This window comes from Pseudoalteromonas sp. CO325X (assembly GCF_004208955.1).
GTDB classification, from domain to species: Bacteria; Pseudomonadota; Gammaproteobacteria; order Enterobacterales; family Alteromonadaceae; genus Pseudoalteromonas; species Pseudoalteromonas ruthenica.
This window is the reverse complement of sequence record NZ_SGPG01000014.1, coordinates 83670-96786: the sequence shown is the minus strand read 5'-3', so window position 1 is coordinate 96786 and position 13117 is coordinate 83670. Positions and strand designations below refer to the sequence as shown.

The window sequence follows — 13117 nt, the reverse complement described above, 5'->3', positions numbered from 1 at the left end:
GGGGCGCTGGTTGTGGTTGAGAAGCACACTACAAGTATGATATGTATATTGTATACAATAATAAAAAGACATCATTATGACCACTTCGCAGCAAGCTCAACAACCCGCAACCAAACACTGGCGCTTCGGTGCTCGATTCTACATTGCTAACTTAATGGAGGTATTTGAACGCCTCGCTTGGTATGGCTTTTTCGCTGTTTCATCGGTGTATATGACTACACCACAAAGTCATGGAGGGGTCGGTTTTAGCGATAGTCAACGCGGTGCTATTCAAGGCATTATTCCCTTCTTTTTGTATTTATTGCCGGTGTTAACAGGGGCCTTGGGCGATCGAGTGGGCTATCGCAAGATGTTTATTGTGTCATTTATGCTGATGGCGCCAGGGTATTACCTGTTAGGGGAGGCGCGTAGCTTTTGGCCGTTTTTTGCTGCGCTGTCATTGGTGGCATTGGGGGCGGCGTGTTTTAAGCCTGTGGTGGTTGGCACCATTTCCCACAGCACCAATGATCATAACCGGGGCGTGGGCTTTGGCGTTTTTTATACCATGGTTAATATTGGCGGTTTTATAGGCCCTATGGTTGCTGGAGCGATGCGAGCGATTAGCTGGGATGCGGTTTTTCTTATGTCGGCAGCATGGATAGTACTGAACTTTATTCCAGTGTTGTTGTTTTACCGTGATCCGCCTGCTTTGCGTCAACAACACGCCTCACTCAGTTTGATATTTAAGCAGGCGCAGCAGGTCCTGGGCAATGCCCGGTTTGCTCTGCTCATTGCCCTGAGTGTAATCGTGCTGATGAGCGCCGGTGTACAATGGCTCAGCTATGGCAGTGCATTTCTCTTGATTGCTCTGTGGGTTGGGGCCAATTTGCTCTGGGATAGGCTACCCGTTGCAACAATGAGCGCCAAGACTTGGTGGCGACAACCTATCCGTATTAGTAACCCGCGTTTTGCCTTGTACTTGTTGATTCTGACTGGGTTTTGGACCGTCTATAACCAGCTTTTTTATACCTTGCCTTTGTATATTCGCGACTACGTTGATACCGGCGATGTGCTGGCGCTACTGGCAGTATTTGGTGACTCGGCGGTGAACTTTTTTGCCCATGTCGACCAAGATGCCTTAGCTCAAGCCGTTAATGCATTGTTTTTGCAGCTGCAACAGGGCCCAAACAACATCGATTTAGAGGCGTTACGGTTGCAGTGGGTGCATTACAAAGTCAATGTTCCCAACGCAGAGCTGACGGTGCTGGTGGAGCGCTTGTCACTATTGGCTCAGCAACAAGCGCAGCTCAGTACGGTGCAACTTACGACCATGGTCGATGCGCTTTCGGCGTATCGGCAAGTCAATCCAGAGTACCTTATTAATTTAGATTTTGCCGCCATCGTGTTGCTGCAAATCGCGGTAAGCGCACTGTGTCAGCGCTTTAAAACATTTTATGTATTAAGCGCAGGGTTAGTGGTGATGGCCACGGCGTTTTGCTACCTCATAACGATGGATATGCATGCCAGTGGTTGGGCTGTGGTTTGCGTTATTTTGCTTATCGCCTTGGCAGAGATGCTCACTTCACCAAAAAGCCAAGAATACGTAGCCAGCATTGCACCAAAGCAGCAAGCGGCGCTCTACATGGGTTACTACTTTGTTTCTATGGCTCTGGGCTTTTTGTTTGCCGGGTTTTTATCTGGGTGGAGTTACTCGCAGCTTACCTTAGTGCTCGGGCGTCCTGAGCTAATGTGGGGGCTGTTTGCCGGGATAGCTGCGCTCACGGCAGTCGCACTTATTTGCTTTCATAGCTCGGCAAAGCAGCAATAACACAAGTAGCCTTATCACTAAGCTTAAAGATTCAATCTATTTTTATACCCTAAGTTGTGCCGCTCACCTGCACAGGCTACAAAGGTCAGTGGTTATCGAAGGCAATGGTTGGAGCAGTGATCTGAGTCATTGTTTATCTATGAAAAGAGTGTTAATAATTGCTCAGGTTTCATTGGCAAATAATATAATAATGACAAGTTTGTCCCATGGTACATCGCAAGTTAGCGCCCAGGATGGGGTAATAGAGGCGCGCTTTATTGGCAGCTTTAACGCGCTCGGCGTACAAGAATATGCACGTAAAGTAAAAGCGCTTGTTGCGGGTTTTGACGGTGCGAAGTTCTCAATGCTAATTGATAACACGGGGTTCGAAGGAGGCACACCAGAAGCTTATCAAACCCTCGACAATTATAATGACTGGTTGAACTCGCAAGCACTGATAGCCAAAGCCTTTGTCATTCAAAGCACCATGAATAGGCATATTTTGATGCAGCGCACGCCCGCATTAGCGACCCAAAAAGTGGCTTTTTTTACCGATATTAATGAGGCGAGAGCTTGGCTGAAACAGCAAGACGATAACGTTTAGCTTGGCAGGTTATTCGACTCCGACCACTGCCTGAGTTCTTCAAGTATACTCAAGGCTGACTTGCCAAACTCGCTAAGCTCATAAGTTACTGCCACAGGACGCGTGCTGATCACTTTGCGTATAACCATGTTGTTGGCTTCTAACTCTTTAAGGCGCTGATCAATCATCTTTTTACTGGCTCCGCCTAGCATGCGTACTAAGTCATTAAAACGCACTGGCTCATCTTTTAAGTGATAGATCACTGAACCCGTCCATTTTCCGCCGATAAGGCGCATCCCTTTTTCAATAGCGCAAGGTTCGGTGCACGCGTTCAACACTTTTTTTCTGCCCTTACTATCTGTTTTTACAGAACTTTGCATGATAGACCCTCGTCTTTTTATTAGGTTACTAAAAGTATACTAATTGTTTTTGGTTTCTAGGTCACTATTATAAACCGCGTGGTTTTAAAGTTAAACATTCACCTAGGAGCCTTGCATATGAGTAACGTACTGATCATTAATGCACACCATCACTACCCGTTTTCGCCGGGAAATCTCAACCAAAGCTTTGTTGATAAAGCACAAACACTATTAGCAAACAAAGGTTACAACATCCAAATAAGCAAACCCTCAGAAGGGTTTGATGTGGAAGCTGCGCTGGCACAGCACCAATGGGCCGATATCGTGTTAGTGCAAATGCCCTTGAATTGGATGGGGGTCCCCTGGTCATTCAAAAAGTATATGGATGAAGTGTATACCGCTGGTATGGGCGGAGCACTGTGTAATGGCGATGGACGCAGCGCCGATGCACCGCAAAAAAACTACGGCCGTGGCGGTACCTTAGGCGGTACTCGTTATATGTTGTCGGTGACGGCCAATGCGCCGCAACAAGCCTTTAATGACCCTGAAGAGTTTTTTGACGGTCATAGCATCGACGATTTATTAATGCCCATGCATATGAACTTTAAGTTCTTTGATATGACGCCAATGCCGACATTTAGCGCTTTTGACGTGATGAAAAATGCTCAGCCTGAGGCCGATTTTGCGCGCTTTCAAGATCACCTAGAAGCACATTTTTAAGGAGCTCGCAATGAACGAATATACGCAAAAGTTACACGCTGGCAGCGAGTTTCCAGTTATTAAAGTGCCGACGTTGGCGGGCGCTGAAGTGCAATTAGGGCATACCCGATCACCTTATGACTGGCAGTTGGTGGTGGTTTATCGGGGCCGACATTGTCCCATGTGTAGCAAGTATCTTACCCAGTTATCGGCCGTGACTGAGCAACTACATAGTCTGGGGGTTGATGTTATTGCGGTCTCTGCTGATAGCAAAGAACAACTTGAAAAGCACCTTGAGGAGTTGACTGTGACTTTCCCCATTGCCTATAACTTAAGCCTTGCTCAGATGCGGGCTTTGGGGTTGTATGTCTCGGATCCTCGCTCGCCAGAGGAAACAGATCACCCCTTTGCCGAGCCCGGACTCTTTGTGGTCAACGCTCAGCAGCGCTTGCACGTAGTGGATATTTCTAACAACCCCTTTGTACGCCCCGAGCTCAATACCTTGGTTAGTGGCCTCAAATGGATACGTGATGTTAACAATAACTACCCCATTCGGGGCATGCGTAAAGAGGTGGGCTAAATGAATACTCAGTTAGTTATTGCCATGATGACACTGTTGGCAAGCCTGCAAGGAGTAGCTAAGGCGGCGATACCAGCGCAGAACGCTGCGCCAGCGCAGTATCAAGTGCTGTTTGAGAATGACCAAGTATTGACCTTGAAAATGACGCTGGCCGCCAATGAACGAGATAAGTGGCACAGCCATCACAGTGAAACGGTTTATTTTCAGCGTGGCGGAACTCTTGCTATTGAAACCGAGCAGGGGATGCAAGAGGTCACTGTAGCCGATGGTGAGGTCATGTGGCATCCGTCTTGGCGCCATCGCGTCACAAACCTCAGTGCCCACCCTGTGGTGGCGATTATTGTCGAACAAAAGCCACAATGATTGAGGGGGTTATGGTCGCAGCTGAGTTCAATTTGACATCGGCTGCGACCTCTTTGTTACAACCCAAATGGGTTATCAATGCTGTGTGCCGGCTCAGTAAACCACTTTGGCCCCTCAGCCGTGGTGTAAAAGTGATCTTCCAAACGGATACCAAATTCGCCGGGAACCACCAGCATTGGCTCATTAGAAAAACACATATGTTCTGCTAACACCTGAGGGTTGTCTTTGACTAAATAAGGCCATTCATGGATATCCAGGCCAATGCCGTGCCCTGTACGGTGGGGGCAACCAGGTAATTGGTAGTCTGGCCCCAGACTTTGGGCGCTGAGATAATCGCGCGCGGCTTTATCTACATCGCCACAGGTGTTGCCTACTTGGGCGGCAGCAAACGCTTTTAACTGGGCGTTTTTCTCATACTGCCAAAACTGTTGTTGTCGAGCGCTTGCTTCACCAAACACATAGGTGCGAGTGATATCGCTGAGATAACCGTGTAATTGGCAACCGGTATCAATTAGCACCATATCCCCTTGTTTCAGTGTTTGTGGGTCTTTCACTCCGTGGGGGAAACTGGTGGCTTGGCCAAAGAGCACAATGCAAAAGTAGTTGCCGCTGGCACCGACCTTTTTATGCGCTGCATTAATAAACGCCTCGACCTCTGTTGTGGTGATCCCCTCATATAACATCGACGCCGTGGCTTTGTGCACTTCTAAGGTCATGTCCATTGCCCGCTGAATAAGGGCAAGCTCGTGAGTGGATTTGTGCATGCGACAATGGGCTGTGACTTCGCCAGCATTGACCTGCGTTAATTGTGGCGCCGCTTTAGTGATACCGTCGGCGATGAAAAATTGCGCGCTTTCGTCAATGCCCAGCACCGCATCGTCGCCACAACCCATGCCTTTTAGCACCTCGGCAATCAATGCATAAGGGTTTTGCTCTTCTTGCCAACCATGAATATCGGCATCAATCACCTGGTAATCTCGCAACGAGCCTATTTCAAAAAAAGGCGCGACGAAGGCCAGCTCGCCTTGGGCAGGCAGTAACGCGCCCACCAAGCGCTCACTGGCATACCACTTTAGTCCCGTGAAATAGGTCATGTTGGTACCAGCATTTAAATAAAGGGCATCAATGCCATTTTCCTGCATAAAAGCCTGGGCTTTGGCGATGCGTTGGCGATATTCGTGCTCTTCAACGGCGCTGATATCGCCGGTCATATCGCTCAGTTGTGCTAAGGCTTGTTTTTGGTTTTGATAGCCAATGCCTTTCATAACGCTTTGCTCCTGTTACCTTGAAACCGCGCGATGCTCAAGGCATCGATATTCATCGCGGTGGGTTGTTGATTAATGAGTGCAGCAATCAACTCACTGGTGATGGCTGCTTGGGTTAACCCCAAATGTTGATGGCCCAGCGCCAGCAATAGACTTGGATGCCTGGGAGCTGCGCCAATGACCGGTAATGAATCTGGCAAAGAGGGTCGCGCCCCTTGCCAACAGGCCTGCTCGTCAAACTCAGTGCCTAGTTGCGGCAGCAACTCCCGCGCATGAGCCAATAGAGCGTGAGCGCGCGCCATATTTGCAGGCGCTTGCAAACCGGCAAATTCAACCGTGCCGGCCAGTCGCAGGCCTGCACTCATGGGCGTCATAATAAACTGTCGCTCAAAGCTGGCCACCGGGCGTTTGAGCCCGAGGTGTTCGGATAACTGATAATGATAGCCGCGCTCCGCCTCTAGCGGCAGGGCATAGCCTAATTGCTGACACAGTACTTTACTCCATGCGCCGGTACAAACAACCGCTTTGCGATAAAGCTCGCGGCTGGTTGCGGTACTCACTCGACAATGTGAATGCGCACAGGTCAATGAAGTGACGGTCTCGGCGCGGTAGTGCCCGCCTAAAGCACAAAACTGGCTGAATAAGTATTGGCTTAATGCGCCAGGGTCGGTGCTGTGGCCCACGGCTTTAAAATAAAGCGCGCCGTCGATATGGGCAGTTAAAGCAGGCTCTAGCTCTTTTACCTGAGCGCGCTTGAGTATCGAAACGTCCACGCCTTGGTGCGAGTACTGCGCAGCCACGGCTTTAATTTTATTTGTTGTCGTGCTCTCGAAGGTTAACAGCGAACCCTGGTGTTTGACGTACTGGTGGTAATCATTTGCGAGTAAGCGCTGCCACGCGCCGAGGGCATGGCTGTTTAAGGTGCTCAAGACTTCAGTGTGGCGACGATAACGATGCGGCATCATATTGGCCCCAAAGCGAGCAAGCCATGGTAGTAGCTGGGGTAGGTATGTGGGCGCAATACGCAGGGCAGAGCGCTGGCTGAGCAGCATTTTCGGCAGCTTAGGGAGTAATGAAGAGCAGGCCATGGGGAACACTTGTTCGGTGGCAAAGTGGCCGGCATTGCCAAAAGAGCATTGGCTGCCCGGCGGCTCAGGGTCATACAAGGTGACTTGATAGCCTTGGCGCTGCAATTGATACGCACAGCTCAAGCCAATAACGCCGGCACCGAGCACCGCAACGCGGTTGTTAGCAGCATGATGTTGAGCCTGACTTTGCATTCCTCGTTTTCACCTCTTAGATATTTCTTTTTATAAAATTAAACTGCTTATAACTCATGCTATTACGTTTATGAGTGCGCTCGTTTAGCTGGCTTTGTTAATTTTGCATGTTGAATATTGTATACAATATATCTATGATGACAAGCATAACGACAACAGAGGAACTAATATGAACGTAAATTGGCAGGGTGTTTATCCGGCAGTCACCACGCAATTCCATGATGACGACAGCATCAACTTTAAAGCCACCGCAGCGATGATTGATAACCTTATTAACGAGGGAGTGCATGGCATTATTGTGCTTGGCACCGTCGGTGAGAACTGCTCGCTGCGCAGTGAAGAAAAGCGCCAAGTGTTGGCAATGGCAAAAGAGGTGGTTGGCGCACGTGTGCCGCTATTAACCGGGGTGGCTGAAACAACCACGCAATTTGCTATTGAATTTGTCGCCGATGCGCAAGCCGCAGGAGTGGATGGCTTAATGGTGTTGCCGGGCATGGTGTACCGCAGCACTGAGCGCGAGGCCATTGATCACTATCAGCGTATTGCTAGGTCGACCCAGTTACCTATTATGATTTACAACAACCCGGTGACCTATGGCGTCGATGTGTCTATTGCCGGCATGCACACCTTAGCGCTTGAGCAAAACATCGTTTCGGTGAAAGAGGCGACCGAAGATACACGCCGTATCACCGAGTTGCTTAGTGCGTTTGGTGAGCGCTTTGTGGTGTTTGGTGGTGTTGATGACATTGCTCTTGAGTCCTTAATGCTCGGCGCCACTGGGTGGATATCGGGGCTTACCAATGTCTTTCCTCGTGAGTCTGTGGCCATTTACCAATTGGCTCAACAGGGGCGTTATGAGGAGGCGCGGGAGCTTTGGCAGTGGTTCTTGCCACTGCTGCGTTTAGACACCATCCCCACCTTAGTGCAATGCATTAAATACGCTGAGCAACTGGCTGGACGAGGCAGTGAGCGCACGCGCGCACCGCGCTTGCCACTAACCACAGAGCAAAAAGCTGAAGTGGAGCGCCTTTATAACACGGCCATTGCCAATCGTATCGACTTAAGCAAGTACAACCTGGACTAGCCTATGAACCGGGGGACCTTTTTCTGTATTGACGGCCATACCTGTGGTAACCCGGTGCGCTTGGTAACAAGCGCCCACCCACCGCTGCGCGGCCAGAGTATGAGTGCGAAACGACAACACTTCTTGCAGCATTACGACTGGATCCGTCAAGCGCTGATGTTCGAGCCGCGCGGGCATGACATGATGTCCGGGGCCTTTTTGTATCCGCCGACCACAGCAGATGGCGATGCCGGGATTTTATTTATTGAAACTTCGGGCTGCTTACCTATGTGCGGCCACGGCACCATAGGCGCCCTGACATTTGCATTGGAAAATGGCCTGCTGACACCGCAAGACCCACATCGGGTGCGCTTAGATACGCCGGCTGGGCGCGTAGATGCCCATGTGCGTCGCAGTGGCGACAAGGTCGATGCAATCAAGCTTTATAACGTGCCTGCCTTTTTGGCCTTTGAGCAACTTACTATTGAGGTGCCTGAGCTGGGGGCGCTAAGCGTGGATATTAGCTTTGGTGGCAACTTTTACATCATTGTTGAGCCGCAAGCTAATTTTGCTGGTATAGAGCATTGCAATGCTTCGTTTTTACTGCGTTACAGCCCGTTGATCCGCGATATTGTCAACGCCCAAGTCGAGTGCATCCACCCGCAAGACCCCACCATGCGCGGGGCCTCCCACGTGCTGTGGACCGGACAGCCCAAACACGCCAGCTCCGATGCCGCCAATGCGGTGTTTTATGGCGACAAGGCCATAGACCGTTCGCCCTGTGGCACCGGGACCAGTGCACGCATGGCACAGTTATATGCGCAGGGGCGCTTGCCTATCGGGCAAGCCTTTGTTCATGAAAGCTACATCGGCAGCCAGTTTATTGGCTGCATCGAGGCGGTGACCGAAATCGCAGGGCGCACCGCCATTATTCCTAGTATCGAGGGCTGGGCTCGCGTCACCGGTCACAACAGCATTGTGGTTGATGACGACGATCCCTACGCCTTCGGCTTTCAAGTGTTATAAGGAGACCAAGATGGAGAACTATGCAGCAGGCCTGAGTGGCCTTAGCTTTATCGCTGGCCAGTGGCAAAGTGAGCAACAGCAGGTATTTCATGCCTTTTGCCCGGCGCGCAATGAGGACATGGCTACACCCTTTTACAATGCCTCTTTGCAGGATGTAGAGAGTGCCTGCGCGAGCGCTGAGCGCGCTTTTATTGCCTATCGTGGCACCTCGTATCAGCAGCGCAGTGAGTTTTTGCATGCTATTGCCGATGAAATTGAAGCGCTCGGCGATGAGTTACTCAATACCACTCATCTAGAAACCAATTTGCCCTTGGCTCGGTTACAAGGTGAGCGTGGGCGGACGATGAATCAACTACGCGCATTTGCTGATGCCTTAGCCGACAATCTGGCGCCTTTGCACTTGCACTATCACGATGCTGGCGAGCCAAATCGCACCCCGTTGCCTAAGCCTGACACCACCTTGCGTTTTTTACCCCTGGGGCCGGTGGCGGTTTTTGGCGCCTCTAACTTTCCTTATGCATTTTCAACGCTCGGGGGAGACACCTCAGCGGCGTTAGCCGCCGGCTGCCCGGTGATAGTCAAAAGTCACCCAGCACACCCGGGAACCAGCGAGTTGATGACCCGAGCCATTGCTAAAGCAATAAGCCGCTGTCAGATGCCTGAGGGAACCTTTGCCATGTTACAGGGCACCGATCATAGCATTGCTCACCAACTTGTCAGTGCTAAGCAAATTAAGGCGGTGGGTTTCACTGGCTCTTTAACCGTGGCCAAGGCGTTAATGAGTACCATACATAGCCGTGAAGAGGTGATCCCTTTCTATGGTGAGCTTGGCGCTATCAATCCACAGGTTATTTTACCCCAGGCGCTGGCAAGTGCGCGTACTTTAGGGCAACAGCTGTGTGCTTCATTGCTGATGGGCCATGGCCAGTTCTGTACCAGCCCAGGATTATGGTTAGTGCCAACACACGGCAGCGATGAGCTTATCGCGGCAGTGCGCGAGCATATAGGTGATGCGCCATCGGATACCCTGCTTAGCCCGAGTATTATTGACGCCTATGAGCGTGATACCAAAGCGTTAGCCCAATGCAACGGTGTACAAGTGTTGGCACAAGGGCATAAAAGTGCGCCATTCCACGCGCAAGCGCAGGTGTTTACTTGCAGCGCCGAGGGTTTTATCAATACGCCGATGCTGCATCAAGAGGTGTTTGGCCCGACAGCTCTTGTTGTTCATTACGATGATGAGCAGCAGCTATTGCGCGTTATTGATGCCTTAGAAGGGCAGCTAACCGCTTCAATTTTTGGTGAACAAGCCCAGTATCAGCCGCTTATTGAACGTTTAAGCTATAAAGTAGGTCGGTTGATTTATGGGCAAATGCCTACCGGTGTAGAGGTGTGCCAATCAATGAATCATGGTGGCCCATACCCGGCTGCCACCGATGTGCGTTCGACCTCGGTTGGGTTAGAGGCGATGCGGCGGTTCTTGCGGCCACTGTGTGTGCAGCGCTGAGCCGATAACGTTTTCGTTTTAAGTGTCCCCCAATGCGGTCAACCCCCCCTCTGTTGTCCGCATTTTTCTAATTATAAAACAGGTACATAGATAGCACTCGCAAGATAAATACAGGGTGGTATACTGTATTCCATGGACCACCTACCAACACTCTTATATGGCAATTGAGCATAAAACCCGTACCCAACTAGTTGCTGAAGCAATTCGCGAAAAAATCTTACTTGGCGAGCTAAAATCAGGTGCGCCACTGCGCCAAGCGGCGTTGGCACAAGAGCTCAATGTTAGCCGTATTCCCGTGCGAGAGGCTCTACTGCAGCTTGAATCTGAGGGGTTAGTGAACTTTGAGGCCCACAAAGGAGCAACGGTAACCGAGGTGAGTGCATCTCAGGTGGATGAAATTTTTGACTTACGGGCACTGTTAGAAGCCGAGCTACTGCGTCATTCTCTAACTAAGCTCACCGATGCTGATTTCAGCGAAGCCGAGGAGCTATTGCAAGATTTAGAAGCGGCGATGGCAGCAGGGGATACGCAAGCCGCAACTGGGCACCTTAACAGCGCATTTCACGCCAAATTATATAGCCGTGCGCAGCGCCCGCAAACCCGTGAATTAGTTGAGCAATTTAGCAAAAATTCAGAGCGTTACGTGCGCATGCATATTCTTCTTGCCGGGGGGTTAGATACTGCACCGGAAGAGCATCGTGAGTTACTTAAACTGTGCCGCGCGCAACGCGTAGACGATGCCTGTGCGTTTTTATATCGCCACATCAGCGGCGCTAAAGACGATATTAAAGAGCTGTTATTAACCATGGAAGCGCAGGATTAACAAGCCATCTGCTCAAGGAAGAAACAATGAAACGATTCACTCACTGCTTGCTGGGCTTGCTACTTATTTGCACCAGCGCCCAGCTTTATGCCGGTTCGCGCGACTACCCCACAGTGAAAATTGGCGCATATGACGTTGAATATGAAATCGCAGGGGGCGGCGATGTTACCTTGCTACTTGAAGCCGGCGGCTCTGCCGGGTTGGATGATTGGCAACCTATCTTTTACGCGTTAGCTGAGCATGCCCGCGTGATCCGCTACTCTCGCGTCGGTAATGGTGGCTCCAGTGCGGTAAAAAAACACTATAGCTCAGAGCAGTATGCTCAAGAAGCGCTGGCTCTGCTGCAAGTATTAGGTATTACTGAGCCGGTGGTTTATATCGCGCACTCCTATGGTGCGTACATCGCGCGCACCTTCGCTGCGCGTTACCCCGATAAAATAGCGGCACTGATGCTTATTGACCCGGCCTCCGAGCATGACGTTGATATTATGCGGCAAATTGACTTGGCCACCGCTGAGCGGCAAATCGCGCAAGTTAAGCGCGATGATATGAAAAATGGCATGTCTAATCAGTATTTAGATTTTTGGTCCAAGCGGCCATTGCCAGACTACCCAGACATACCCGATATTCCAGTAACCGTTATTGCCTCGGTGAAAACCTATGAAGAGCCCTCACTGCTTTTATTTACTGATCAAGGCCGAGCTATGTGGGGCGACCTGCATAGCCAGTGGGCTCAAGCCTTCCCACAAGGAGAGGCGATACTGACCGATAAAAGTTACCACTTTATACACCATGAGCAGCCGCAGTGGGTAGTGGAGCATATACAAACCCTGATAAAGCGGGTACGGACAAAATAATAATGACACACTAAGGAAAGTGATAATGAAAGACAATAAAACCGCCGCACTGAGAATACCGGCATTTTTTATTGATGCAGCGTTCGTAGTAGCAGCCCTTGTTGGCCTGCTCGAGCTCTTGTTGTTTACCAACACTATAAAAGAGCCGGCGGCTGTCGAACTGGTGATGTTTGTTTGTGTACCAGTTGGCTTTTTTGTCTATTGGGCGCTCAACATTAACCTTGGTAAGCGCATTTTTAAGCTGGTTATTGTAGACGAGCTTAGCGAGGAAAAGGCGTCGATATGGCAGTTGTTTTTAAGGTCGATACTCTTTTGTATGTTAGTTTCGTTGAATATAGTGCTACTACTGCCCCTGTTTATTTCAAAAAAGAATCAAGGCTTGCATGATATGTTAGCGAAAACACGAGTTATTAAACGTACTGGCGAACATAATTAGTAATAGGGGCAGTCATGTCAAAATACACAGCTAAGGTGATATGGTCTCTCCCTCAGGGTGAGAGCTTTTTAGATAACACGTATAGCCGAGGCCATCGTTGGCAATTTGATGGCGGAATTGAGGTTATGGCCTCGTCGTCACCGCAAGTGGTGCCCATACCCTACTCGGTCAGTGAATACGTGGACCCCGAAGAGGCCTTCGTTGCTTCGGTATCCAGCTGCCATATGCTGTGGTTTTTAGCCTTAGCGAGCAAAGCAGGGTTGGAGATCAGTGCTTATCATGATCATGCCCAAGGCGTGATGGCAAAAAACCAAGCCGGTAAATTGGCAATGACGGAAATAACCCTGTTTCCAGAGGTTAAATTTGCCGACCACACGACTCCTTCACAGCAGCAGCTAGATGCCCTACATGAAAAGGCCCATAACCAATGTTTTATTGCCAATTCCATTCTTACAGAGGTGCGGGTTGTGGGCACGCTAACCTAGTGAGC

15 protein-coding genes are annotated in these 13117 nt (G+C 50.1%); 12 read left to right on the top strand and 3 right to left on the bottom strand.

Annotated features, from left to right (window positions below):
- The first annotated feature begins 76 nt into the window (after positions 1–76).
- Together EXT46_RS05900 and EXT46_RS05895 are read left to right on the top strand one after the other, a co-directional pair.
- Positions 77–1807, top strand: a complete 1731-nt coding sequence (locus tag EXT46_RS05900; protein ID WP_130145882.1) for an MFS transporter — start codon at positions 77–79, stop codon at positions 1805–1807.
- A gap of 190 nt (positions 1808–1997) precedes the next feature.
- Positions 1998–2390 (top strand): STAS/SEC14 domain-containing protein, encoded by a 393-nt coding sequence (locus EXT46_RS05895; RefSeq protein WP_130145880.1) that lies wholly within the window; start codon positions 1998–2000, stop codon positions 2388–2390.
- On the opposite strand, the gene EXT46_RS05890 is transcribed toward EXT46_RS05895, so the two are convergent.
- Complete coding sequence (locus EXT46_RS05890; RefSeq protein WP_022945478.1) at positions 2387–2749, bottom strand: helix-turn-helix domain-containing protein; 363 nt, start codon at positions 2747–2749, stop codon at positions 2387–2389. The genes EXT46_RS05895 and EXT46_RS05890 overlap by 4 nt on opposite strands.
- 117 nt (positions 2750–2866) lie before the next feature.
- Between EXT46_RS05890 and EXT46_RS05885 the strand changes: the two genes are divergently transcribed.
- From EXT46_RS05885 to EXT46_RS05875, 3 genes are read left to right on the top strand one after another with little or no spacing between them, the layout of a single operon-like run.
- Positions 2867–3448, top strand: coding sequence for an NAD(P)H-dependent oxidoreductase (locus EXT46_RS05885; RefSeq protein ID WP_045978924.1), 582 nt, complete (start codon positions 2867–2869; stop codon positions 3446–3448).
- 10 nt (positions 3449–3458) lie between these two features.
- The gene (locus EXT46_RS05880) at positions 3459–4007 is read left to right on the top strand and encodes a redoxin domain-containing protein (RefSeq protein ID WP_130145878.1); all 549 of its coding nucleotides are present in this window, start codon (positions 3459–3461) and stop codon (positions 4005–4007) included.
- Positions 4008–4370, top strand: coding sequence for a cupin domain-containing protein (locus EXT46_RS05875; protein WP_130145876.1), 363 nt, complete (start codon positions 4008–4010; stop codon positions 4368–4370). It abuts the gene before it with no gap.
- Positions 4371–4426: 56 nt separating this feature from the next.
- Here EXT46_RS05875 and EXT46_RS05870 read toward each other — a convergent pair whose 3' ends face one another.
- Positions 4427–5635: a Xaa-Pro peptidase family protein gene (locus EXT46_RS05870; RefSeq protein ID WP_130145874.1), complete on the bottom strand. Its 1209-nt coding sequence runs from the start codon at positions 5633–5635 to the stop codon at positions 4427–4429.
- Positions 5632–6915 carry an FAD-binding oxidoreductase gene (locus EXT46_RS05865; RefSeq protein ID WP_130145872.1) on the bottom strand — a complete coding sequence of 428 codons (1284 nt, stop codon included), beginning with the start codon at positions 6913–6915 and terminating at the stop codon, positions 5632–5634. The genes EXT46_RS05870 and EXT46_RS05865 overlap by 4 nt, the downstream gene beginning before the upstream one ends.
- A gap of 169 nt (positions 6916–7084) precedes the next feature.
- On the opposite strand from EXT46_RS05865, the gene EXT46_RS05860 reads away from it, so the two are divergent.
- The 7 genes from EXT46_RS05860 (at position 7085) to EXT46_RS05830 (ending at position 13112) form a co-directional block, all read left to right on the top strand.
- Positions 7085–7999 (top strand): dihydrodipicolinate synthase family protein, encoded by a 915-nt coding sequence (locus EXT46_RS05860; protein ID WP_130145871.1) that lies wholly within the window; start codon positions 7085–7087, stop codon positions 7997–7999.
- A 3-nt stretch (positions 8000–8002) separates the two neighbouring features.
- Positions 8003–9004, top strand: a complete 1002-nt coding sequence (locus EXT46_RS05855; protein WP_130145869.1) for a 4-hydroxyproline epimerase — start codon at positions 8003–8005, stop codon at positions 9002–9004.
- Positions 9005–9014: 10 nt separating this feature from the next.
- The gene (locus tag EXT46_RS05850) at positions 9015–10511 is read left to right on the top strand and encodes an aldehyde dehydrogenase (NADP(+)) (protein WP_130145867.1); all 1497 of its coding nucleotides are present in this window, start codon (positions 9015–9017) and stop codon (positions 10509–10511) included.
- 157 nt (positions 10512–10668) lie between these two features.
- Complete coding sequence (locus EXT46_RS05845; RefSeq protein ID WP_022945798.1) at positions 10669–11334, top strand: GntR family transcriptional regulator; 666 nt, start codon at positions 10669–10671, stop codon at positions 11332–11334.
- Between the two features lie 26 nt (positions 11335–11360).
- Positions 11361–12191 (top strand): alpha/beta fold hydrolase, encoded by an 831-nt coding sequence (locus EXT46_RS05840; RefSeq protein WP_130145865.1) that lies wholly within the window; start codon positions 11361–11363, stop codon positions 12189–12191.
- A gap of 25 nt (positions 12192–12216) precedes the next feature.
- Positions 12217–12627, top strand: coding sequence for an RDD family protein (locus tag EXT46_RS05835; RefSeq protein ID WP_130145863.1), 411 nt, complete (start codon positions 12217–12219; stop codon positions 12625–12627).
- A gap of 14 nt (positions 12628–12641) precedes the next feature.
- Positions 12642–13112, top strand: a complete 471-nt coding sequence (locus EXT46_RS05830; RefSeq protein ID WP_130145861.1) for an OsmC family protein — start codon at positions 12642–12644, stop codon at positions 13110–13112.
- Positions 13113–13117: the final 5 nt, after the last annotated feature.